Annotated in this window: 21 protein-coding genes and 1 riboswitch; of the genes, 7 read left to right on the top strand and 14 right to left on the bottom strand. The window is 49.9% G+C overall.

The genetic code is table 11. The annotated features are described in order from the left end of the window. The first annotated feature begins 1 nt into the window (after nucleotide 1). The gene (locus GA520_RS21590) at nucleotides 2-553 is read left to right on the top strand and encodes a GNAT family N-acetyltransferase (RefSeq protein ID WP_163340390.1); all 552 of its coding nucleotides are present in this window, start codon (nucleotides 2-4) and stop codon (nucleotides 551-553) included. Nucleotides 554-652: 99 nt separating this feature from the next. Then, nucleotides 653-910: a hypothetical protein gene (locus tag GA520_RS21585; protein ID WP_163340389.1), complete on the top strand. Its 258-nt coding sequence runs from the start codon at nucleotides 653-655 to the stop codon at nucleotides 908-910. Between the two features lie 131 nt (nucleotides 911-1,041). Here the strand turns inward: GA520_RS21585 and GA520_RS21580 are convergent, their stop codons facing one another. The 9 genes from GA520_RS21580 to GA520_RS21540 form a co-directional block, all read right to left on the bottom strand. Beyond that, on the bottom strand, nucleotides 1,042-1,614 hold the full coding sequence (locus tag GA520_RS21580; RefSeq protein ID WP_163340388.1) for a class I SAM-dependent methyltransferase: 573 nt from the start codon (nucleotides 1,612-1,614) through the stop codon (nucleotides 1,042-1,044). A 119-nt stretch (nucleotides 1,615-1,733) separates the two neighbouring features. Further along, nucleotides 1,734-2,897, bottom strand: coding sequence for a hypothetical protein (locus GA520_RS21575; RefSeq protein ID WP_163340387.1), 1,164 nt, complete (start codon nucleotides 2,895-2,897; stop codon nucleotides 1,734-1,736). Between the two features lie 862 nt (nucleotides 2,898-3,759). Next, nucleotides 3,760-5,067, bottom strand: coding sequence for a DUF58 domain-containing protein (locus GA520_RS21570; RefSeq protein WP_163340386.1), 1,308 nt, complete (start codon nucleotides 5,065-5,067; stop codon nucleotides 3,760-3,762). Between the two features lie 58 nt (nucleotides 5,068-5,125). Beyond that, complete coding sequence (locus GA520_RS21565) at nucleotides 5,126-6,112, bottom strand: MoxR family ATPase (protein ID WP_163340385.1); 987 nt, start codon at nucleotides 6,110-6,112, stop codon at nucleotides 5,126-5,128. Further along, nucleotides 6,105-7,457, bottom strand: coding sequence for a DUF4350 domain-containing protein (locus tag GA520_RS21560; RefSeq protein ID WP_163340384.1), 1,353 nt, complete (start codon nucleotides 7,455-7,457; stop codon nucleotides 6,105-6,107). Before GA520_RS21560 ends, GA520_RS21565 begins: the two co-directional genes overlap by 8 nt. Continuing rightward, complete coding sequence (locus tag GA520_RS21555) at nucleotides 7,454-8,968, bottom strand: hypothetical protein (RefSeq protein WP_163340383.1); 1,515 nt, start codon at nucleotides 8,966-8,968, stop codon at nucleotides 7,454-7,456. The genes GA520_RS21560 and GA520_RS21555 overlap by 4 nt, the downstream gene beginning before the upstream one ends. Continuing rightward, complete coding sequence (locus tag GA520_RS21550) at nucleotides 8,955-9,935, bottom strand: stage II sporulation protein M (protein WP_163340382.1); 981 nt, start codon at nucleotides 9,933-9,935, stop codon at nucleotides 8,955-8,957. The genes GA520_RS21555 and GA520_RS21550 overlap by 14 nt, the downstream gene beginning before the upstream one ends. Beyond that, nucleotides 9,916-10,620 carry an RDD family protein gene (locus GA520_RS21545; protein ID WP_163340381.1) on the bottom strand — a complete coding sequence of 235 codons (705 nt, stop codon included), beginning with the start codon at nucleotides 10,618-10,620 and terminating at the stop codon, nucleotides 9,916-9,918. Before GA520_RS21545 ends, GA520_RS21550 begins: the two co-directional genes overlap by 20 nt. A gap of 61 nt (nucleotides 10,621-10,681) precedes the next feature. Continuing rightward, on the bottom strand, nucleotides 10,682-11,911 hold the full coding sequence (locus tag GA520_RS21540) for a BPSS1780 family membrane protein (protein WP_163340380.1): 1,230 nt from the start codon (nucleotides 11,909-11,911) through the stop codon (nucleotides 10,682-10,684). A 252-nt stretch (nucleotides 11,912-12,163) separates the two neighbouring features. Then, nucleotides 12,164-12,275: riboswitch (TPP riboswitch) on the top strand. A gap of 139 nt (nucleotides 12,276-12,414) precedes the next feature. On the opposite strand from GA520_RS21540, the gene GA520_RS21535 reads away from it, so the two are divergent. From GA520_RS21535 to GA520_RS21515, 5 genes are read left to right on the top strand one after another with little or no spacing between them, the layout of a single operon-like run. After that, nucleotides 12,415-13,452: a thiamine ABC transporter substrate binding subunit gene (locus tag GA520_RS21535; protein WP_163340379.1), complete on the top strand. Its 1,038-nt coding sequence runs from the start codon at nucleotides 12,415-12,417 to the stop codon at nucleotides 13,450-13,452. Nucleotides 13,453-13,474: 22 nt separating this feature from the next. Continuing rightward, on the top strand, nucleotides 13,475-15,148 hold the full coding sequence (locus GA520_RS21530) for an iron ABC transporter permease (RefSeq protein WP_205749404.1): 1,674 nt from the start codon (nucleotides 13,475-13,477) through the stop codon (nucleotides 15,146-15,148). Between the two features lie 15 nt (nucleotides 15,149-15,163). After that, complete coding sequence (locus GA520_RS21525) at nucleotides 15,164-16,234, top strand: ABC transporter ATP-binding protein (protein WP_163340378.1); 1,071 nt, start codon at nucleotides 15,164-15,166, stop codon at nucleotides 16,232-16,234. Nucleotides 16,235-16,236: 2 nt separating this feature from the next. Then, a complete protein-coding gene (locus GA520_RS21520) occupies nucleotides 16,237-16,893 on the top strand; it encodes a thiamine diphosphokinase (RefSeq protein ID WP_163340377.1) in 657 nt (218 codons plus the stop codon). After that, entirely contained in the window at nucleotides 16,893-18,158 is a 1,266-nt protein-coding gene (locus GA520_RS21515; protein WP_163340376.1) for an MFS transporter, read from the top strand. Before GA520_RS21520 ends, GA520_RS21515 begins: the two co-directional genes overlap by 1 nt. Here GA520_RS21515 and GA520_RS21510 read toward each other — a convergent pair. From GA520_RS21510 to GA520_RS21490, 5 genes are all read right to left on the bottom strand, one after another. Continuing rightward, nucleotides 18,153-19,283, bottom strand: a complete 1,131-nt coding sequence (locus tag GA520_RS21510; RefSeq protein ID WP_163340375.1) for a succinylglutamate desuccinylase/aspartoacylase family protein — start codon at nucleotides 19,281-19,283, stop codon at nucleotides 18,153-18,155. The two genes, GA520_RS21515 and GA520_RS21510, sit on opposite strands and share 6 nt — an antisense overlap. Next, nucleotides 19,280-19,999, bottom strand: coding sequence for an ABC transporter permease (locus GA520_RS21505; RefSeq protein ID WP_163340374.1), 720 nt, complete (start codon nucleotides 19,997-19,999; stop codon nucleotides 19,280-19,282). The genes GA520_RS21510 and GA520_RS21505 overlap by 4 nt, the downstream gene beginning before the upstream one ends. 2 nt (nucleotides 20,000-20,001) lie before the next feature. Continuing rightward, the gene (locus GA520_RS21500) at nucleotides 20,002-20,691 is read right to left on the bottom strand and encodes an ABC transporter permease (protein ID WP_163340373.1); all 690 of its coding nucleotides are present in this window, start codon (nucleotides 20,689-20,691) and stop codon (nucleotides 20,002-20,004) included. Nucleotides 20,692-20,813: 122 nt separating this feature from the next. After that, nucleotides 20,814-21,593, bottom strand: coding sequence for an ABC transporter substrate-binding protein (locus tag GA520_RS21495; protein WP_163340372.1), 780 nt, complete (start codon nucleotides 21,591-21,593; stop codon nucleotides 20,814-20,816). A 119-nt stretch (nucleotides 21,594-21,712) separates the two neighbouring features. Continuing rightward, nucleotides 21,713-22,483 (bottom strand): ABC transporter ATP-binding protein, encoded by a 771-nt coding sequence (locus GA520_RS21490; protein WP_370362812.1) that lies wholly within the window; start codon nucleotides 22,481-22,483, stop codon nucleotides 21,713-21,715. Between the last annotated feature and the right edge of the window lie 522 nt (nucleotides 22,484-23,005).

The raw sequence follows: 23,005 nt of genomic DNA, 5'->3' as shown, positions 1-23,005 counted from the left end.
AATGAAAAAGGAGTACAAATCACAACGACTTGAATATCAAAAAGTTGTTGATTCACATTTGGAATTTTTCACAGAATTTCTAGGTTCTCCGGTGCTGACCAGGTATCTGCCACTTGGACACCCCTACCCCAGGCTGGATATTATAGACTATTGCCAAAAACGCATTGATCATTGGCGCCGGAAGAATTTTGGGACATTTATCATCTCCACTCGGGAAGGTTCAGAACCCGTTGGCTATTGTGGTCTTGAGCATGTGAGGGATACAGATTTCATTGATATCCGGTATGGCATCAAGAAGGCTTTCTGGGGGAGAGGTTATGGTAGAGAAGCGGCACACTGGTGTCTGGCGTTTGGTTTTAAACAGCTTGGACTGCAGACTATTTACGGAGCTGCTGAACATGGCAATATCCCCTCTTTGACAATACTGAAACAACTTGGAATGGGTTCCTGTTGTGATGTCGATTTCTATGGTGATGTTGTCCAATATTTTAAAATTACGAAGGCTGAATATTTGAAGAATGAGTGCCCCTCACTCTATGGGCGTGACAGCTGAACCCACTCTCTTCGTTATCATGGATTGCAGTAGATTATTATAGCTTCGTCCCTGGTGCTTCGGCTATGAACTCCGCAGCTCCATGGAGGACAGGCGGCCTTGGCAAATGCCAAAATTCCGGAAAGTATGATCGTGTGGCTGAGCGATCCTGAGGGGAAGGATTCATACCCAATTACGACATTCACCCGGATGCTCTTTTATAAAAACTATGAGGACCCAGAGAAAGCAGCGTTGTTACGGGAGATGATATATTTCTGTCTGGATAAAGGTCAAAAACTGGCACAGAGAGTTGGCTATATCCCCCTGCCTGCAAATGTGGTCGAGAGGGTACGTGCAGCAGCTGAAAATATCCAATGATGCCATGCAGAATACGTTATGTTAGCGTGTTTGAGCGGAACTGTATCGGGAATATCAACATGAGCCCACCATGAAATGTATCTGATTTTTAAAAGTATATATAAGCAAGAGAGATTTATGGTGCATGAGCTTTAGTGCTTTTCTCCAACAACCAGAAAGTGTTTCGGCAACTCTTTTGATATCTGGATTATCTTGAATCCGGATTTGTCAAGCTGCTCATTGACGTGTTCGGGGTGACATCGAATCTTTTCGGGTGGCCCTTCTGTCATTTCTTCCTTCTTCCAGTCGAGAATACAAATTTTCCCCCCGGGTTTCAGCAGTCTGTATGATTCTGTTAACGAGCGGGAAGGGTCATCCAGTTCATGGTGCAGGTTTATCATAAACACCAGGTCAGCGGTATTATCATCAAGCGGTACGCTGTTCTCTGTAGTCTGGACGGGAATAATTTCGGGATAATGTGGAGTAACATTCTCCCGGATCCACGTCAGCATAACTGTGGAAATGTCGCATGCATATATCTTTTCAGGTTTAAAATGGTCAAGAAAAGCGATGCAGAAGAATGCCGTTCCGGCACCAATCTCAACAAATACTTCAGGTTTTTTCATGTTGAGTTTGTCCGCGATAAACGTGACAGGTATATCCACTAATCGTTGAGGATTATTTAATTTCTTAAGTTTTTTAGGATCGAATTTTTTGTCATTCATACGGTGGGCTCAATTATGTTGTAATGTAGTAATAGTTATCTGTTTGAGGTGTGAAAATTATATTTTGGTATATTGTAAGAGGGTTTATTTCCTTGTCCAATAGTTATAGGGCTTTTCATTCACAAATGGTTGAAATATAAAACTCTTACGTGATGTAATTGTTTTCCGATTACCTGTCTCACGATATTATCGGGGGGCTTAGCTTGAAACTGAAATTGGACTTCAAAGGTGATCAGGACAGTCTCAAAAGTGTAGTTGGAGTTCCCGCCGTAAGATGAATGCATGTTCTCTACTTCTTTACTGCTCCTTTTTTTCTGTTTTTTCTTATTCCACATACTGGGAATGGTGGTTACCAGTCGGGCTGTGCTCGACATCAGCTGCTTTGCTATCGTAACTTCTCTTGTTGGGCCCACATTGTCAGCAAGCAGTACCAGCGGTATCGGCAGGAAAAGGTTTATTTCCACCACCTGAAAATGCCCTTGTGTGAGTTCTCCGAGAGAATCTGCCTTTAGGCAGAGCCTGACCATCTTGAATTGTCCTATCCCTGCAACCTGGTTCCATGGCGAGGAACGCTGATCCTCGTTCAAGGTCGAGGTGATATCGAGGTAGGAGGTGTCGGGATTGTGTACCGAGTTTATGGGGTGGGGCTGCCTGCTCCGATTGATCACCTGGGTAAGAAAAAAAGCATCATAGCCCTCAGGGTTGCCTGGGGAGCGCAGGTAATGCACTTCAAATTCCCGGTGTCCAAAATTTGCCTGCTGCACAATATAGGGCACCATTGCCCGGTTGGCTCTGGGAGAAAAGGCCCTGAATTCCTCCGCGTTCCGCAAACAGACGATTCCTGTCGCGTTCTGTCCCCACTCCGGCTTAATAAATACCGGGAAGGCAGCGGGTACCGGCTGCGGATCATAGAGCTCCTGTGTCAGCCGCCATTCCTGTGGGATGAGCTGGTCTCTATCAAGCTTTGAAAAGATGCCTTTCTCTTCATTAAAATACCTGCTATTCAACTTAAAAAAATTCCATGGTACCGCACCATGGTGCCAGCTTGCCTGCAGATACCGGAGAAACAGCATGAGTCGGATCATCCTCTTGCCAAGTTTGTAAGTCCCGACAGGGAAGGATCTCGCCGTTGGTCTCATCTTCCGGGGATATGTGGTAACTGAAAGTTTCTTCATCTGGTTGTACCTGGTTGGATAGATGTTCGGGAATGCCACCAATTGACGATGGCGAAAGACCTCACATGGCATCTCAAGTTTCTTGTGTTCCCGGCTTTTAGTCTCCATTGCGCACCCAGTGCACTATTCTGGCGATCAGGAAATAACAGCTGACCCGTTGAACCACGAGGAAAGCGAGATAATAATATAAGTATCGTATCAGCCTAATCGGTATGAGCAGGCCGAGAGCAATGAACTCCAATGCCATGAAGAGATAATTTCTATTTTTCCTCTCCGTATGTTGAGTAGATGCCTGGCAGGCAACTTCTATTTCAAAATTTTTCTCCCGAGCCATTCTGAGCTTTCTTTCTTTGGCGTGCTCATCTATCGGGCCCGATATCTTCCCCTGGTATCTTGATTATGTTGTGAGGATGGGTTGATCAAAGGGAGTATGAGGAAAATGAGAGTAAAGGAAAGGCGGAAGAGGTGCAGCCGGGGGGGGATAATGACATTTTCTCAATACCTTTCCTTTGTTCTCACAGGACAGAAAACCCTGTGTGGCCAGCATGGTAATTATTTACCATGCTCTCGCATATGTCCTGTCTATGCAGTTGTAGGAACTATGCTGTGGAGAAATGCTGGCAGGGGGTGCAGCAATATATGAAGGCTTAAGCCGTTTGCTGTTACATAGCAATGGCTATGCCAGAATATCAGGTCATATTTATATGCTGTTGTGTTCGTATAGTTCCCGTCCTAAAACTACTCTTCTGCTCAATTTCAGCGTTCCCGCTAAGTTATTTATCCTCCGAATATCGTACATATGCGTGCGGTAAATAAGTAAGCCACGCCTCGATATTGAACAGAATACTGAGTTTTAGGATGGGAACTAGTATAGGGAAGAGGGAGGGAACAGTTGCTGCACATCCGGTTACCAAAGTTGCACACCTGATGAAAATGATAGGTGGGAGGAAGATGTTTAAGGAAGAACGTGTTACAGACGGCCTGAACTTTTCACCTCAAGATAGGTGTTTACTACTGCTGTCGGTAATTGCTCGGCTGTGACATCGAGGACGAGGACACCAAGATGAGTGAGCTGTTTAAACAGGGTTTTCCGTTGAATAAGGTAGTTTTGCAGAGCCTGAAAACGAAGGGCATCATCGAAGGTCAGTATGGGGGCTGTCATGGTTTCGTCGAGTATTGATTCCCGCAGGTCTGCAATGACCACTAGGTGCTTGTGTCGCAATTGCCTGACCATCTGCAGGAGATCGTCGTAATCTTCCGAACGGCTGTTGGTGATGATAACCATGAGGGATCGCCGTTGCTGCAAGGCAAGCATATCCTGGGTTGCCTTGAGATAATCTGATGAATTCAGGGCGGTTTGAATATCATAAGCCGCAAAAAGCAGCGATCGAGCTGAGCCGCTCTCTTTCCTCGGTGGATGCCATTTCTGGGTGCCTCCAAAAGAATAAAGACCGACGGAATCGCCTTGCCGGTAAGCTACATAACCAAGCAGCAGGATTGAATTGAGAGCCTGGTCAAGATGACTTTTACCAGCTTCGACATGACTCATCCTCCGTCCACTGTCGAGGACAAACACCACGTGCTGATCTCGTTCATCCTGGTATTCCTTGGAGATGAGTTTCCTGATGCGGGATGTGGCTTTCCAGTCGATTTTCTGCAGTTCGTCCCCCTGCCGATACTCCCTGAGTTGATGAAATTCCTTGCCTTCCCCGCGGCGTAGCTGTTTCTTGATCCCCATCATACTCAGGTGATGGTGGGTGGCGAGCAGGGTGTAGTGGCTGATTTCCCGGAAATTTGGAAAGACCTTGACACTTGATTCACACGGTATAAACCATTTTTTCTGCCAGAGGGTCAGGGGACTCCTGAGGACAAGCTCGACTCCGGGAAAGGAAAAATCCCCTCTTGCTGCAGGACTGATGGTGTACTTGCAGTCGGCAAACTGGTTTGGTGTCAAAGCGATTGGTGCGGGCAACTTTTCAACCGGCCAGCCTTGTGGGTGTATGTCGTGCAACAATAAATGCAGCCTGCGTGAATCCCGGCTTTCAAGACGTATGGTTACGGGGGCCCGGGCGGTTACCGGCAAACTTGCGTGAAGTGAACGGCTTACCTCCAGTCGTGGACGTTTCAGGCTTAACAGGAGGTCAACAAGGCCAACCCCTGTCAGGATGCAGATAGCAACGGTCCAGACCTGTCCTGCCCCTTCTGCAAAACCTGCCAGAAGCCCGAGCAGTGCCAGCACGCCGCTACAGGCTACCAGGGTACGGGTCGGGGCAATCATCCGGATTTTTTCCCTGTTTGTGTAGCTGGAAAAGAGTTTGTCAAGGGTTCTGAATCGTTCATAACCTCGGTGCCTCCACGTTCTCGAGCAGTTCGGCTATTACATCATCAGGTGAATAACCTTCTATTTCCAGGTCGGCTGATAGTTTAATGCGGTGACGCAGTACGGGCATGGCTACTCCTTTCACATCATCCGGGATGACGTAATTTCTACTGTTCAGAAGGGCGTTACCGCGGGCAGCCCGTAGCAGGTTGATCCCGCCGCGAGGCCCGGCTCCGTAATCGATACCGTTCCAGCTTCTGGTGGTGCGCACAATTCTGACCACGTAGGATGCAACCTCCTTGTCTATGGTCATGTTGGCGGCCAATTGCTGTAATTTCAGCACATCTTCTGTGGCCAGCACGGGCTGGATCATGCTGGTATTCAGGCCATCACCTGTCTGTTTGTCCGTTGTGCCGGTGACAATCTGCAGTTCATCGTCTGCTGTCGGGTAACTGATAAAGATCTTGAACAGGAACCGGTCAGTTTGGGCCTGGGGCAGGGGGTAGGTGCCTTCCTGTTCAATCGGATTTTGGGTTGCCATGACAAGAAAAGGTGGCTCCAGAATCAGTGATTTCCCCTCGATGGTTACCTGCAGCTCCTGCATTGATTCAAGTAAGGCTGCCTGGGTCTTGGCCGGAGCGCGGTTAATTTCATCGGCCAGCAGGAAGTTACAGAAAATGGGGCCGCGCCTGATCCGGAATTGATTGTTTTTCGTATCAAACATGGTGTGGCCGGTGATGTCGCTTGGCATCAGGTCAGGGGTGAACTGTATCCTGCGGAATTCGGAGCCGGCGGCCTTGGCCATCGTCCGCACCAGTAACGTCTTGCCGAGTCCCGGTACCCCCTCGATCAGGGTGTGCCCGCCTGCCAGCAGGCCGATTATCATCTCATCGACCACCTTGTTCTGGCCTATAATACTTTTGACAATTTCCTGCCTGAGGGCCTGTATTTTGTTACACCCTTCGATAAAGTCCTTTTCCGACTGGGTCTGTAAATCAGTCATTACGTTTTTTTTCTCCACCTTGAAGGGTCAGACTGAATTTCTGCAAGGCCTGGCTTGACCGGATGAAATCCTGTTCTGTCCTGTGTTTGAGTTGAAATGCTGTCGTAACTTCTTCCGGGTTGATCCCTGTCTTCTCTGCGAGATGGAGCAGGTCGGCGCTCAGTATCTCCGATTCGGTCTGCCCTCCTTGTCTGCTCAGTTGCCATCTCTGCATGATGTATTTGCGATTAGTGTTGACGATGTTGCTGCAACCATCATTCCTCCAGAAATAATTTCCGGTGGCATCGATGTGGGTCAGGATACTCTGGGGGTGTCCTTCTTTTCTGGTCATTAACGGGCCACTTCTCATTTGGCACATCCAGCCGATAATGAAGAGGGTGATAAGGAGCGACACCCAAAAGAACGGGGCTTGCCGCCAGATGATCTCCACCAGTGAGTCGACATTGCTGGAATAGATCAGCCATACCTTGTCAGAATCCTTAATGAGATGAGCAAGAAAGAAGGCATGGTCCCGGTTCCCAATGAGGTCGTTGGTAAACAGGTCGGTGTCGCTGAAGACGGTTATCTTGCCGTCGCCGACCTGGTATTGCAGCAGCCAGTGATTGTTTTGTTTGATGAGAGTGTTGTGATCACTTCGGTTTTTGTCGTCGTTGTTAGTGTATCTCTTAATGTACGAGGCATCTATGGTGTAGACGGCGGTTCCTGCAACATCTTCAAGGTATCTGTATGCGTTAGACTCTAACTGTATCCGGTGTTCCCCGAGGGCAAGCTCAAGTACCTGATCATATGGATGGTACTCATAATAGTCCTCAGCATCTTCTGTGGTGGCTGTCTCCTCTGGAGTGTCTTCTTCATTGGTCGGCACAGAATTGTCGCCTTCGTCCGGGCATCCGCAGTCGGATGACTCTTCTGGGTAAGGTGCGTACCGCACCCCGACACGCCGGGAGAAGTCCGGCGCATTGGGATTCTTGTTGTCCAGCATGTTCGGCATCATGAGTAGATGGCCACCGTCTCTTACCCAGTCAAAAATAGAATCTCCGACCGATTGAGCGAGCCCCCCAGGCAACCGGGCAATGAAAATCGCGTCGTGGGATGAGGGGAGATTCGCGAGTAAATTTAGTCCTCTGACGCTTTCCGCCTCCTTGCCTGATCGGGTGAAAAATCTCTCAGCCGCAAGGTAGGAATTGTTGTATGCGGCTGGTGACATGCCGCTGGACCTTAAGAATTCTTTTCTCTCAAAATTATTGAAGAACCAGAAGAGTCCTCCGCCAACTATAACAAGTACCGCCAGCATTATTATGATTACTGATGGGGAAAAAATGTTTTTGCAGGAGCGGATTGTCATTGTTGCTCCCCGTACAGTTCCTGCCAGCGGTCAACGATCTCAAGGCAGGATTCGAGGGCGGGTTCCCGGTGCCCGTAGGCTGTTGTCAGCCAGAGTGCAGTAAGGTGGGAAAAAAAGGAGGTTTCTGACTGGGGTCGATACGTTTTGATGATTGCACAACATTCGTTTTCGGTTTGGGATGCATAGATATGCACGTGGTGGGTATTGATGAGATGAGAGAGTACACCCCGATACAGCAAGCTGAGCGCTTCACGTTTTTTCTGTTGCCCGAGTAATTCCCGGCATGCACTGCCGATATCATCAGGCAGGCTTTCCGGGCGGATGTCCATGCCAAACAGTTCATCCGGCGGGGTGAAACGGTCAAGCCGGTCGGGGAAATATTTGCCCAGCCATTTTCGTATCTTTGAGTATCTCCACAAGATCAGTGCGATGATGATGCCCGCACCGATCCAGACCAGATATTTTGCTCCGCCTGCAAGCATTTTTGCCATTCGATCGGCAAGATCGATCATAAATTCAAAGAAGGGTTTGAGGCTTTCCAGCCAGTCTGTGTTTGGTTTCTCGGGTTTATCTTCTTCCTTGGGAACCCACTCATACACGGTCTTGGTCTCCCCGAATTCCTTTTGCTCTAGCACCTTTGTAATGGTTTCTTTTGCGCTCTCCGGTGAGAGACCTTCCGCATTGCAGGCAGGGGGGCAGAGACTTGTTCCATATAGCATCAGCAGGCAGAGCAGCACGCCGGTTACAGCTGAATGTGATGGTTTGTTTTTTTCTCTCAGTTGTTTGTCGATTTGTTTGAAACCTATCTCCAGATCCCAGGCTTCCAGCTCAACCCGGCGGGAGAGGTAGAGCATAAATCCACCGCAGATGTAGTAGGGGGAAAGGATAGAACAGGCGAAGACGTACAAGGCAAGGGTGAGCCAGGCATCTGCCAGGAAGATAAAATCGCCGAAATCTATCCAGCGTAACTGGTCAGGTATCAGCCAGTAGAGCACACCCACCAGAGACAAGGTCAGAAGTATCTCGATGACTGAGGCGGACAGCGTTAAATAGATGGAGGTCTCGTAGCCTCGGCTGAGAATAGTGAATCGTTGTTTTCTCACCTTGCCAGTGAGTCCTTCCAGTAACAGGACCGGCATGGTGAAGGATCGCATCGGACTTAGCCGTGAGAACAGGACCGACAGGACGCGTTTAAATGAAGTTGTTGAGCGTGTCTCGTGTATTGCCTGGCGAATGGTTAATCGTTCACCGAACAGGATACGGCTGGTCCAGAGCAGCAGGGGCGGCTCAAAGAGCGGCTTGCACAACCAGAAAAGCAACAAACTCCATTGAGGTGCAGAGCCTGGTAAGAGCAAACTGGCCGTCAGGATGATAACCAGGAATGGCAGGGCGGTGGTCAGCCATATCATCCAGAGCCTGAAAAACCATTTCCTGGCCACAACCATGCCCATATCTATAGCCTCCCACTGGGTGCGGGGGCGGATCTGCACGGTCATCTTACTTATGTCCATGACTCCTCGTTCTTCCGGCAAAGAGGAGATAGGCAATAACAACTACCCAGTTGAAAGCAGCCACGGAAAACTTGAAGGCCGGGTCGAGTCGGGAAGAGGACCAGAACGCCTCGATAAAAGCGGCGCAAACCAGCATCAATGCCCCGCCGATCACAAGTTGTAAAGCTATGGGAGCGTGACAGCGCAATGAGTCGAGCCTGGAGAGGCGGCCCGGCATTATCAGGCTGCGGCCCAGAAGAAGCCCTGCTGCCCCGCAAATGACGATCGCTGTCAGTTCAAAGGCCCCGTGTCCGGCGACGAACTGCCAGAATGTTGAAAGGTAAGGAGGGTGGGAGAGATGTCCTGCAACTCCCCCGATCATGATTCCATTAAAAAGTAGGAAAAAGACAGAACCGACACCAAAAAGGATGCCGCCGGCAAAGGTTCGGAAACCAATGGAGATATTGTTCATGATATAGTAGCCGAACATGGCAAAATCCGTCTCGGCATCCCGGTTTGCATCCCGGCCCATTTTACGGTTATCAGGGTCATACATCGATTCCATATTGTTGACCTGCCCCTCGTCCATGACCGAATAGATGAAAACTGGGTCGTTGTAGGCAGCTATACCTACCGTGATTGCCGGTCCATAAAAGAGCAGGAAGGCCAGCCAGAAGAGCTTGTAATTTTCGCGGATTGTGCGTGGGAACTCCCTGGCAATAAAGAGCAGCCCATGCCAGAAAAATGAACTTTTTCTTTTGTAGAGCTGGTGGTGTCCCCTTAAAACAAGACTGTGCAGCCTGTCGACCAGAGCGGGGCTGTAATGGCGGCCACGGGCAAGTCCGTACTGATTACAGATTCGGCGATAGCGTGAGGGGAAGCCTCCTGCCTCAGCTTTCTCTCGTTTTCCTTTTTCCAGGGTATCGAGCAGTTCGCCGAATTCCAGCCATTGCTGTTCATAGAGCTGTTCAAACCTTGTCTGATTCACGCTTTCCCCTTCCTTTCAAAAACCAGTTACCGTATTGTATGAGTGTTTCCTGAGGAACTTTTTCGCCCGTTAATGTTGGCAGAAGTGTGGCAAGTTCAGCACTTCTCTCTTTTGAGAGTGATTCGGATCTTTCGCAGAAATCTAGAATTAACCGTTGTTGCCAGAGTTTGAGTGGGATTGGGGGTGGCAGTGGGGGAGAAGAAGGAATGATGCTTTCCCGGTATTGATTCTGCCTGTAGATGACGACAGTGCCCGCTGCAAGATCCCCGAGTCGCTTGAATCGGTTGTTGAAAATCATGGTGATCAGTCCGACCATGTTGAAAAACGGCAACAGGTCGACGGAGCGAATGAGGTTCCGGAGAAGGGATGATGACCAGGTGACCGGAGTCCCGTCGTCGTGTACGACCTGCAGACCGATCGCCTTCTTGCCAGGTGTTGAGCCGGAACGGATTTCAAAAAGAACCGGATAGAACCACTCTATCAGGAAGACACCGATCAGGGTCAGTCCTGAACCGATGCCTCCCGCCCAACTCAGGCAGATACCGATAATGATATAGAGTGCGACTCTCAGGCCGAAGTCAATCAGCCAGGCAAGTCCACGTGAGAGAGGACCGGCTGGAGAAAGGCTCAGTTCAACACCTTCAGGAGACTGGTGATAGATTATTGTATCGAGTTTTAACGCCATTATAATCCGGTAACGCTATACCTGTCTCTTCTGGTAATGATTGGTGGCACCCATGTCTGTTTTAGCTGGATACACAGAAAAGATCGCGAAAGGTGGCATAGATCGATAGTGGTAAAATGATCATGGCTGGTGCACCCAGCAGAAGCATCAGCAAGAATGGCAGGAAGGCGAAAAGAATTGAACCTCCCTCACCGGCAAAGGCGGCCATTATTCCCATTATGATCCCGAAAACAATACCGAAAACTATGCAGGCTACCAGGATTCCGAGAAAATAAACCAGTTGGGGCAGGATGTTTCGTATAGAGGCCCGAAAGCTGAGCTTGAGGGCTGCAAAGGCATTTTCACCGGTGATAGCAACCAGGCCGGGTGCGAGCCAGAAAGCCATAATAAATGGAAACGTCAAGAGCATGGCGACCAGCATTCCGATAAAGAACAGGGGCATATTCTGGGTGAACGCACTTTCAATAGCTGTCGGGTCAGGGTTGCCCATAATTGCGCTAATCAGGCTGCCCGCTATGGGGACAATGGCTATAAGGCTAATGGTTATTATGCCGATCAGGTAATATAACCCAAGGAGCAGCAGTTGGTTCCGGTTCTCGGTAAAGCCGCTGAATAGGTGACCGGCTCGTAATCCTTTGTTCTCTGCCAGGCTGTGTGCCCCTATCATGATGCCTCCGCCACAGACTATAGCGACGACTGAACTGGCAAGGCTACCGATAATCGGGATGATACCGGTTGGTATGAGTATAAGCATGAAGAGAAAATAAATACCAATCCACGTTAAAGGCTTAGCCATGAACAGTCGGAATCCTTCCATGAGCCACTGCCATCCTTGTCCGGCGCTCACCTTTCTCGGCTCGGCTAAAAACTCGGTTGCTCCTTCGGGTTTTGCAGAGAGGTTTGCTGCGGGCGCAGCATATGGATTAGGGGAGACATCCTGCTTCGGTGGTGTCGGAGGTGTGCTTTCCTGCGTTTGCTCCATAGCTGGGGGAGTGTGAGGCGAGGTGGAACTGATCGGGGGGGGGGCCTGGGCCGGTACTTCCTGAGCCCTTTGGGATTCAACCTTCGTAACTTTTATGGTGAGTCCGATATCGGTCAGCTTTTTATAATACTGTCTCGCCTGACTTTCAGTCAGTCCTTTCCCAATCACTGTTGGTTTACCAGAGGCCAGGAGAGTGCTGATTTTTTCGACCGGGCTCTTGGTGAGGGCTGCCATTTTCCGAGCTGCCCTGGCAGGGTCTGCGTCGGCTTGCAATTGACCGGTAAAGGTGACTTTATAGTTGGCTTCCATGACAACTCCTCAAGTTGATAAAGATGAAGGCGTACATTATGCAAGGGTAAATCGAACGATGCGCCCTTACTAACGTCCCGTTATCATATTGAATGTGTAACAGTATCTTTGTTGGGGGCAGAAGGCAATAGCTTTTTCCGTGTAGTTCTCCCGGTTTTCCTGGTAAACAACTAATATCATCCGTGATGCGTAAAAAGAAGTATTGCCCGTTTATTCGCATTGCAAATCACAGCAGGATCACCTATTCTAATTCCCATTACATGCGGGAGTCCGGAATTCGCCGGGCTGAGAGGGGGGAATGGTAACCCGACCGCTTGACCTGATCCGGGTAATGCCGGCGGAGGGAACTGTGTACTCTTCATGCTGTCTCCGCACCGGAGGCGGCTTTTTTTGTTTGCGCGCTTCCCATTTATTATTCTCGTTTTCTTACGAAATCATGACACGCGGTTTATCTTGCTGTGTGGAGGTTTTGTATCAACGACATTTTTTAACCGGAGGAATTCATGAAAAAAATTCAATTCTGGGCCTGCCTCTTTCTGGCAGTTGCGATAGCACTGCCGACACTGGTAGCGGCAAAAACACTGACACTCATGACCCACGACAGCTTTAATGTGAGTAAGGAGGTCATAGAGCAGTTTGAAAAGGATAATAACGTCACCGTTCGGTTCCTGAAATCAGGGGATGCGGGAGCGGCCCTGATCCAGGCGATACTCTCGAAAGAGAATCCTCTGGCGGATGTGTTTTACGGGGTGGATAATACCTTCCTCTCCCGTGCCCTGACTGGTGATATTTTCATACCATACTCCTCCCCGGTTCTGGAGCATATCCCCGAAGTGCTGCAACTCGATAAGGAGCATCGGCTTCTGCCTGTGGATTTTGGTGATGTCTGCCTGAACTATGACAAGACCTGGTTTGCGGAAAAGAAGATGGTCCCCCCGACAGACCTGGCCGATCTGGTCAAGCCGGAGTACAAGGGGTTACTGGTGGTGGAAAATCCGGCAACCTCCTCCCCGGGACTTGCCTTCCTGCTTGCAACCATTGGCCGGTTCGGTGAAGAGGGGTATCTTGACTTCTGGAAGAAGCTTCGGGCCAATGAAGTGATTGTGGCCAATGGCTGGAATGACGCCTATTACGGACATTTCACCGCCGCCTCCGATGGGGACAGGCCTCTTGTTGTCAGTTATGCCTCCAGTCCCCCTGCCGTGGTTCATTTTTCAGAGACGCCACTCACTGAGGCTCCAACAGGTGCCGTGGTTACTGATGGCACTGCTTTCAGGCAAATAGAATTTGTGGGAATCCTTAAAGGAACCAGGGAGGTTGCGCTTGCCCAAAAGCTTGTGGACTTTATGCTCAGTACCCGTTTTCAGGAAGATATCCCTCTGCAGATGTTTGTATTCCCGGTAAATACCGAGGCAAGGCTGCCAAAGGTTTTTCAGCAGCATGCTGTGGTGGCAAACCAGCCGGCTGTGGTCGCTCCGGAAGCGATCGAAGTAAACCGGGAGAAATGGATCGAGGCCTGGACTTCAGCCGTTCTTCGCTGATTTCAGTCTCGGGAGAACAGGAGTGACTCAATCGCAAAAAGGGTATAGGTGGTTGCTGTTTTCCCTGCCTCTGCTGTTTCTGGGGGTGTTCTATTTTTACCCTTTGGGAAAAATCATCCTGTTTAGTTTTTTTCCTGATTCCGGGAGTTCTTTTCCGGGTGCAGGTCGGCTGTTTGCCACAGCGGATTACCTGCGTGTCATCTGGTTTACTACCTGGCAGGCGGCGCTCTCCACCATTCTCACCATCGCACTTGCACTGCCGGGGAGTTATGTGTTTGCCCGTTACCGTTTCCCGGCAAAAGGGTTGTTGCAGGCAATGTTAACGGTGCCATTCGTGTTGCCGACAGTGGTGGTGGCGGCAGCTTTCAGGGCGCTCCTCGGGAGCAATGGATTGATAAATGGCTGGCTGACAGCCATCTTCGGGTTATCTGATCCGCCGATCAGCCTGGAACAGAGTGTCTGGTTTTTTCTGCTGGCCCACGTGTTTTATAATTACTCGCTGGTCCTGCGAATTGTCGGAAGTTTCTGGGCCGGGATCAATCCCGGAATCCGCAGTGCTGCGGTTATGCTGGGGGCCTCTCCGTTTACCGTCTTCATCAAGATTACCCTGCCGCTGCTGTTGCCCGCAATCGGGTCGGCGGCGCTTCTTGTTTTTATCTTCTGCTTTACCAGTTTTGGTGTGATCCTTATTCTCGGCGGTCCCGGTTATGCAACCATCGAGGTTGAGATTTACCGGCAGGCGGTCCAGCTTTTTAACCTGCCGATGGCTGCCGCTTTATCGCTTATCCAGATTGTCATCAACTTCCTGCTGATGCTGGTGCATGCCCGTCTTTCCAGGCGGACAGGAGTGGCATTTTTTGGTGAAAGCAGTGGCACGGACGAGGTCGCGATCAACTCTCCTGTACGCGGTTTTTTTGTCGGTGGCAACCTGCTCTTTATGGTCTGTCTGCTTGTATCACCGCTTTTCGCCTTGATCGTCCGTTCCTTTACGGGCAGGGATGGCTTGACGCTGGCCTATTATACGGCTCTTTTTAATCAGGATCGACGTTCTGTCTTTTTTGTCGAACCTATCCAGGCTGTTATGAACAGTGTCGGTTTTGGGCTGGTGGCCATGATGCTGGCAGTTGTTCTTGGCATGTCGGCTTCCATTTTCCTGGCCTCAGGGAAAAAGCAATCATTCTGGGATGCTGTCGTTATGTTGCCCCTGGCAACCTCGGCCGTAACACTAGGCTTTGGCTATATCATCACCTTGAACAAACCACCATTAAACCTCCGGGACTCCCTGGCGCTGGTTCCCCTGGCCCATGCCCTGGTGGCCTTCCCGTTTGTTGTGAGGTGTATCCTGCCCGCCCTCAGGCAGGTCCCGCAGTCGTTAAGAGATGCTGCGGCCATGCTCGGGGCTTCACCGGCCCGGGTCTGGTGGCAGGTTGATCTGGCTCTTGTCAGGAAATCATTGCTGGTCGGGGCCATCTTCGGTTTTGTCATCAGTATGGGCGAGTTCGGGGCATCCGCTTTCCTGGTTCGGCCTCACACACCCACCATGCCTGTGGCCATCTTCCGTTTTCTCGGACAACCGGGAGAACTCAATTACGGCCAGGCTATGGCCATGAGTAGTCTCCTCATGCTTGTCTCCTGTCTCGGCTTTTGGCTGCTTAGCCGGTTTGACCGACCAGCAGGCGGCAGGAATGAAACATAAAACTGCAGGAAATGTATGCAACCTATACAGCCCATGATCGAAGTGAAAAAACTCTCCAACAGGTATGAGGGGAAACTGCTGCTACGTGAGGTGGAATTTTCCCTGTCGCGGGGAGAAATACTCTGTCTCCTCGGGCCCTCAGGCTCGGGGAAAACCACCTTGCTTCGTCTGCTGGCCGGGCTGGAAACGGAGTTCTCAGGTACGATCAGCTGTGACGGGCAGGATCTCCGTGGTGTCCCTCCCCATAAACGAAATTTTGGTATGATGTTCCAGGAGTACGCCCTCTTCCCGCATAAGGATGTTTACTCCAATGTGGCGTTTGGCCTGGAGATGCAGAAAAAAGACGCGGGGGAGCAGAGCGAGATTGTAAACAGGATCCTCACGACGGTAGGCTTAGGGAGTCTGGGCCACCGGATGGTCGATGAACTGTCAGGCGGCGAGAGACAACGGGTGGCACTGGCCAGGAGCCTTGCCCCAAAACCACGGCTGCTGTTACTCGACGAACCACTCGGCTCCCTTGATCGTGAACTTCGTGATCGCTTGACTGTAGAGATAAGAACCATCCTGAAAAGTTTTGATGTGACCGCTGTGTTTGTCACCCATGACCAGGCGGAGGCCTTTGCGATTGCTGATCGAGTGGCGATTTTAAAAGATGGCTGTCTTGAGCAGGTAGACACACCCGAGGAGATCTATCGTCATCCCGCAAATGAAACAGTGGCAACCTTTCTAGGCTTCAAAAATATCGTTTCAGGAGAAATAAGTGCAGATGCCTTTTTCCGTAACCGGGACCTGGAGATTAATCTTGCCGGAATTTTACGATCCCAGCCCGGGCCCGGCCGTCTGCTGATCAGACCGGAAGGGGCACGTATTGCCGTTACCGGAGAAGAGGAGCAGCTGACTATAAACGGAACGGTTGCATCCCGACAGTTCCAGGGGAGCTGTTATCGGTTGTCGGTGGTTCGTGGTGAGACACGCTTGGTTTTTGATTTACCAATTGACCCTGTCCCACCCCAGGAGGGGGAGAAGGTCGCCCTTCATGTGAATCCTTCAGCTCTTGTTATACTGGTATCAACAATCGGAGAATAGACGTGGGAATTACTGCACTTCTTTTTGTTGGCGGACCGGCCGATTTGCCTGCAGATTTTTTAGGTTACCGCGAACAGGCCGATATTGTTATCTGTGTTGATAGTGGCGCGGTAAGTGCGGCGTCGCTCTCTCTAATCCCCGATCATCTGATAGGGGATCTTGACTCGGTACCTGTGGACCTGCTTGCCAAATATCAGGATTGTGGAGTAGATATTCATCGCTATCCAGCCAGGAAAAATGAGACAGACCTGGAATTGGCGATGAACCTGGCCCTTGCAAAAGAGGCTGGGACCATGTATCTCATCAACAGCCTCGGTGGTCGCTGGGATATGAGTCTGGCCAATATCCTGCTCACTGCCCAAAAAAAATATGCGGCAATTGCTGTGTTTCATGTTGGGGCCACATGCGTGATGCGTATTTTGCATCCCGGCCGCCACGAGATTTGCAATCGGTCGGGGCAACTCATCTCCTTGTTGCCGCTTGAAGGAGAGGTTACTGGCATAAACCTCTCAGGTTTTGAATATCCCCTGGCTAATGAGACCTTACCGTTTGGTTCAACCCGCGGGGTAAGTAATAGAATAATTAATACTCTTGCGGCTATTGAACTTCAAACCGGCATTCTGCTCTGTATCGAGCAGGGCGAGGAAAATCCAACCTGATGGACAGAAAGAAAAACCTCTTTTTTTCACGGAACGCCTTTAGTGTTGCTTCTGTGGAATTTTTTTGGGGACTTGGTTTTCCAATCGTTCTGGAATCGACCTTTCTGCAGTTGTTTCTTAAAAACCTGGGAGCTTCAGGGTTTGTTATCGGCCTTGTCCCAGCACTTTTTGTGTTTTGCTCATCCTGTCTGCCAATTTTTGCGGCATACCTGACAAGGAACATCCGCTTTAAGAAAAAGGTGGTGCTCCTCGTTCATCTCCTGCCGGCAATCGCCATTTTTCTGCTTGGTTGGGTGATGCTGGTTGCAGATGAAGATAATATTCTTCTGCTTTTTTTCGCCTTTTACTCTCTTTTCTCCATGGCTTTGGGGTTCGGTATTCCGATCTGGCTTAATTTCTTAGCCAGGATTTTTTCGGAGACACGAACGGTTCCGGGCCTTGGTTATATGATGCTCTCCCAGAATATCGGCAAGATCATCTCTTCCTTTTTTATTCTTAAGGTTGTTGAACAATACGCATTTTCAACCAAATCCTGTGCCTGGGTGTTTATTTGTACCGGCACCGTTTTTATAATCGGGGCACTGTTTTTTCTTTTAACAAAAGAGTTCTCCGAAAAGGGCGACCCGGCACCGGATTACAGCTCATTTATAGACCATACGCGAACGGCACTTGCCAGCATCGTTGCCAATAAACCGTTTCTTATTTTCCTGGCGGCGGATCTGGACTTTTATCTTGTCATCACCGCTCTCTCTTTTTATGCCAATTACGCAACGGAATTCTATAGTGTAGATCAGGCGGTGGCGGCGGGGATATTTGTAGGCTGTATATATTCGGGTTCAATTACGGTGAACATCCTTTTGGGTACACTTGATCTGCTTCGGCTCAAACAGAAATTTGTGCTGTCAAAGTGTATCAGCTGTACAGCTCTGATCCTGTTGATAACAGTGCCGGGACAATGGAGTTTTTTTCTTATCAGCTATCTGCTGGGCATGGTGCGTGCGATCAGGAATATGGTGTATACGCCGTCTGTGAAAAAATTTTCAGGGAAATCGGACGCAACAGACTATTTTGCCTTTGCCCCGATCCTGACAGCACCGATCGCCTTTGGCTTTCCCATGCTGTTTGGCAAAATGCTGGATATGCTATCGCCCATGGGAGCAAATTCGTACAGGATACTCTTTGGGGTATCGGCGCTGTTCCTGCTCGTCACCTTCTATTGCACCCTTAAAACGGAGTACCGCGAATCAGCAACATCCGGGCTATAGGGTGAGCAGGTTTTCATCATCGTCCCTCAATGGCTGTTTTCCGGCAACCTTCGCCAGGATCTTGCCGGGTCGGGCAAAACGGTCAAAACTTCTGGTGAACATGAGCCCGTCTGTTTGTGTCCGCAGTGCTACTACGGTCTCTTCTCCTTCGGCGGGCAGGGGGGTAACGATTTCAGCGATGATATCCCCTTTCCTGAGCCACTCTCCCGGTTGTTTGATAAAGCTGACAATGCCTGGTGATGGGGCTTTGACGTAATCCACACCGGTCAATGGCGTCGCTTTGTTTTTCAGGGGAGGGAGCTCGGGTGCTGTGCCGGACACAATTCCCCTGCGCTGGAGGAAGTTGAAAATATTTCGGGCGTCATTGCTGACCATTTCCGGATCGGTATCGGCAATGCCGCGCAGCTCTATGGTGACGGAAAGGCAGGCGGGTGGTATCGGCTTGTCCGGGAATTGCGCAGCAAGGTCCCACCATATCCTGGAGCAGGCTTCGTCAAAAGGGTTACCGCCAGAGTTTTCGGCGAGCAAGGTGACGTCTGCACCCATCTGGGCGGAGAGATCCTGAGCTGCCGGCCAGAGTGGTGTTCCCATATAAATGTGTACCAGCGCCTGATGATCGCAGTGCAGATCGAGCATGATGTCAGCATCACAGGCCATGGAGAGTAGCAGCTTTTTCAGGGATTCCGCTTCGTCTATAGGGCTGGTTTCGGCCACACACTCTCTAAATGCTGAACGTATAAGAGTAACATTTTCCTGAGGGTTATCGGTGAGTTTTCCCTCTACTTTCCTACTGACAGCTTCGACCAGATCGAGGTGGCTGCGGTTGAAATTGACAGAGTTGGCAAAATTAAAACGGCCGTGTAACAGTTCATCACGCCATTGGCTGAGCCCGATAGGGTTGGCAGCGGGTACAAGTACAATTTCCCCCTTTACCTCCGCCTGGTCAAGCAGGGTTGTGAGATGATGGGCTACCAGGTAACCGGGGGCTTCGTCGGCATGGAGCCCCGCCTGGATGTAGACCTTGGGACCTGGGGTCGATCCTTGCGAGGTATACCGGATAACAGTGAGGGCCCGGTTTGTTCCGGGGCTGGCTGCAGGGAGTGTGATGGTCTCAATTGTTTTCAATTCGGTGCCTCAATGACAGCGCGTTCGTTCATTTGTGGTGCGAGATGGGCAAACCACCGTTTTTCCAGTTTCTTGATGAGAAAAACGAGAATAAAGGTGATACACAGGTAAAAGACGGCTGCTGTTAAAAACGCCTCATAGGGGCTGTAGTATTTGGAATTAATAATACGTGCTGCACCGGTGATATCGACAATAGTGATAACGCTGGCAAGGGATGAACCATGCAGCATGAAGATTATTTCATTTGAATAAGCGGGCAGTGCCCTGCGGAATGCACTTGGCAGGATAATTCTGCGGAACATGGTAAATCGTGACATCCCGGCGGCCATGGCTGCCTCGACCTCACCATGAGGGGTGGCTTCAATGGAACCACGGAAAATCTCAATGGTATAGGCGCAGGTGTTGAGGGAGAATGCAAAAAGAGCACAGAAATAGGCTTCCCGAAACAGTGGCCAAAAGATACTTTCTTTAAAGAAATCAAATTGGCCGAACCCATAGTAGATGATAAACATCTGCACCAGCAGCGGTGTTCCCCTGAAAAAATAGACAAAGGCACGGATTGGTGTCTGAATGAAAATATTTTTGGATGTCCGCAACACTGCTAAAGGGACAGCAAAGAGCAGGCCGATGGCCAGTGACACAGATACCAGTATAAGGGTGTTTTTCAATCCTTCAAAATAGGTGGGCAGACTCTCCAGTATGATCGAAAAATCCATAGTTATGCCCTCCTTACGCCGACGCTGTATTTCTTCTCCAGGTGTTTGAGCAGGTAAATGGAGATAGACGTGAGAATCAGGTAATTGATGGCAACCACCACATAAAAGGTGAATGGTTTCCTGGTAGCTCCGGCGGCTAGCGCTGCTTTTCTGACCATGTCGTCAAGACCGATAATAGAGACGAGAGCGGTTGTCTTAATCAGCACCAGCCAGTTGTTGCCGAAACCGGGCAGGGCGTGGCGCACCATTTGTGGCATGGTGATTCGGCGAAAAGTCATCATCTTCGACATGCCATAAGCGCTTCCCGCCTCAATCTGCCCCTTGCTGACAGCCAGGATCGCTCCCCGAAACGTTTCGGTCATATAGGCCCCGAAGATAAAGCCGATGGTTGAGACTCCGGCAATAAACGGGTTGATGTCGATATAACCCTCATAGCCAAAGGCGGCACCAAGCTGATTGATGAAGACCTGACCACCGAAAAACACGAGCAGCATAAGAACCAGATCCGGAATGCCGCGTATAACGGTGGTGTAACAGGTGGCGATTATCCGCAGTGGCAAAAGGTCTGAAAGTTTGGACAAAGCGCCGATAATGCCGAGCAGCATGGCGATAAACAATGAGGCCAGCGACACTTCCAGAGTGAGAAGTGTTCCTTCCAGAATCGCCGGTCCATATCCGTGAAGGTTCAGCATGAATAATCCGTACGAAAAGAAAACCTGTTCCGCCCGCATAGAGGCGAAACAGGCTGATAAAACATCAGGACGTTAGTACGAATTTCTCGCGATAATGGCGGTGAGAAATTCGGACCAGTCGATTATTCACCGTAGACGTTGAAATCGAAATATTTATCCTGGATTTTCTTGTAAACACCGTTTGCACGGATAGTGTCGATTGCCATATTCAGTTTCTCGGCAAGGTCGCCGTCACTCTTTCTGATAGCAATACCTGCACCATCACCGAACCATTTTGGATCGGAAAGATCAGGGCCGATGAACTGGTAATCTTTTCCTTCCTCTTTTTGCAGGAAGCCATCAAAGAGGGCTACACTATCAGCCAGCAGCATGTCTACACGACCTGCGGTGAGGTCCAGGTATGCCTCATCTTGGGAACCGTAGCGCTTGATCTCAACGGTATCTCCGTAGTTATCAGTCAGGTAGCGGTCATGGATGGTGGCTCGTTGCACACCTATGCGCTTACCTTTGATCGTATCTTTGGAGAACTCGGTCATGCTTCCTTTTTTGCAAACGAATTTTGCAGGTGTATTGTAATATTTTTTACTGAAGGCTACCTTTTTCTTGCGTTCCTCGGTGATGGACATGGAAGCGATAATCGCATCGTACTTCTTGGCCAGGAGTGCAGGGATAATACCGTCCCAATCCTGGGCAACGAGAACAATCTCGGCACCCATCGCTTCACCAAGCGCCTTGGCGATATCGATGTCAAAACCTGCCAGGGTTCCATCGGGTTCAACATAGCTGAAAGGAGGATAGGCACCCTCAACGCCGATACGTACTTTTTTCCAGTCTTTCGCCATGGCGGTGCCGGTAGCGAGGACAAAGGCCAGCAAAGCAACACACAATGTCAGTTTTTTCATTTTCTCTCCTCTAGAATGGTGTTAAACAACTCTGGGCAGTTAAGAGTGAAGCCCATTTGCCTATGAACATACAAGTTAAATGTTTATTGGTAAGGTAGGCCAGACCGGTGAAATCCGAGCTAGACCATTGCCTGTATAAACGTCCGAAAACGTAAGCTTTCAGGGTTGTCAAAGACCTGTTCAGGGGTTCCGTCCTCGATGATCCGTCCCTGGTCGAGAAAAATCACCCGTGATGAGACCTCGCGGGCAAAGCCCATCTCATGGGTGACCACAATCATGGTCCTGCCCTCATCGGCAAGGGTGCGCATAACGCCGAGTACTTCGCCTACCAGCTCGGGGTCCAGGGCGGAGGTTGGTTCGTCGAACAGTATTGCTTCCGGTTCCATGGCCAGGGCCCGGGCGATGGCAGCGCGCTGCTGCTGGCCACCCGACAAGTGAGCAGGGTAGGCATTGAATTTGTCTCCGATTCCAACCTGTTCCAGGTATCTTTTGGCGTTGTCCTCGGCCTGTTTCCTGTTCATCTTCAGCACATGGACAGGAGCCTCGATCACATTTTCCAGAATGGTCATGTGGGACCAGAGGTTGAATTGCTGGAACACCATGGCCAGCTTGGTACGTATCCGCTCAACCTGTTTGTTGTCGGCCGGGCGATACTGCCCCTTCCTGTTGCTTTTCATGAGCACTTCTTCACCTGAGACCTTCAGCTGGCCACTGTCGGGTGTTTCAAGCAGGTTTATGCAGCGCAACAGGGTCGATTTACCGGACCCACTGGAACCGAGGACGGAGATGACATCGCCCTTATAGGCGGAAAGTGAAATATCTTTTAAGACTTCATTGTCCCCAAAACTCTTGTATAGGTTTGAGATCTCAATGGATGGGGTTTTCGCAATACTCATATATTTCCTTGACGCCGAAAGCCTGGAGCTATAACGCGTTGAAGGAGAAAGAAGGTTAGAAACAGTGCTGATGTAATCAGATCCTGTTTCGATGTTGATAATTACTGGCTAAAATCTATCCTATTAAATACCGTAACGCAAATTCTTTCAGGGTGGGTCGATAATCTTTACCAACCGGATGGTCTTGACCTCTTATGATTCTGATCCAGCTCATCACTTGGCATTGAGCAGTTTTGCGTCGATTACCACATCTTACTAAATGTTTACAAAAGGCCAGACCCGGCGGTACCGCCTTCCTCAGTATTTTAACAGTGCATGAAATTCACGCTATATTTCCCCACCTCCTCTCTACTGGTTTCAGTGAGATTCTGCGGGAATTCATTTCCCATGTAGGGAAGGTGAGGGATTACTGTATAATTTGTTACGAGGCCCTCACGTTTTCCATTCACATACGCCTCTTCAAACTTGAGGTAACCATTCCCAAAATACGCGCAATATCGGTATGTGCTACCATAA

The sequence above is a fragment of the Desulfopila sp. IMCC35008 genome (genome assembly GCF_010646885.2).
Classification (GTDB): domain Bacteria; phylum Desulfobacterota; class Desulfobulbia; order Desulfobulbales; family Desulfocapsaceae; genus Desulfopila.
Note: the sequence above shows the minus strand (reverse complement) of the source record. Positions and strands in the feature narration are given on the sequence as shown.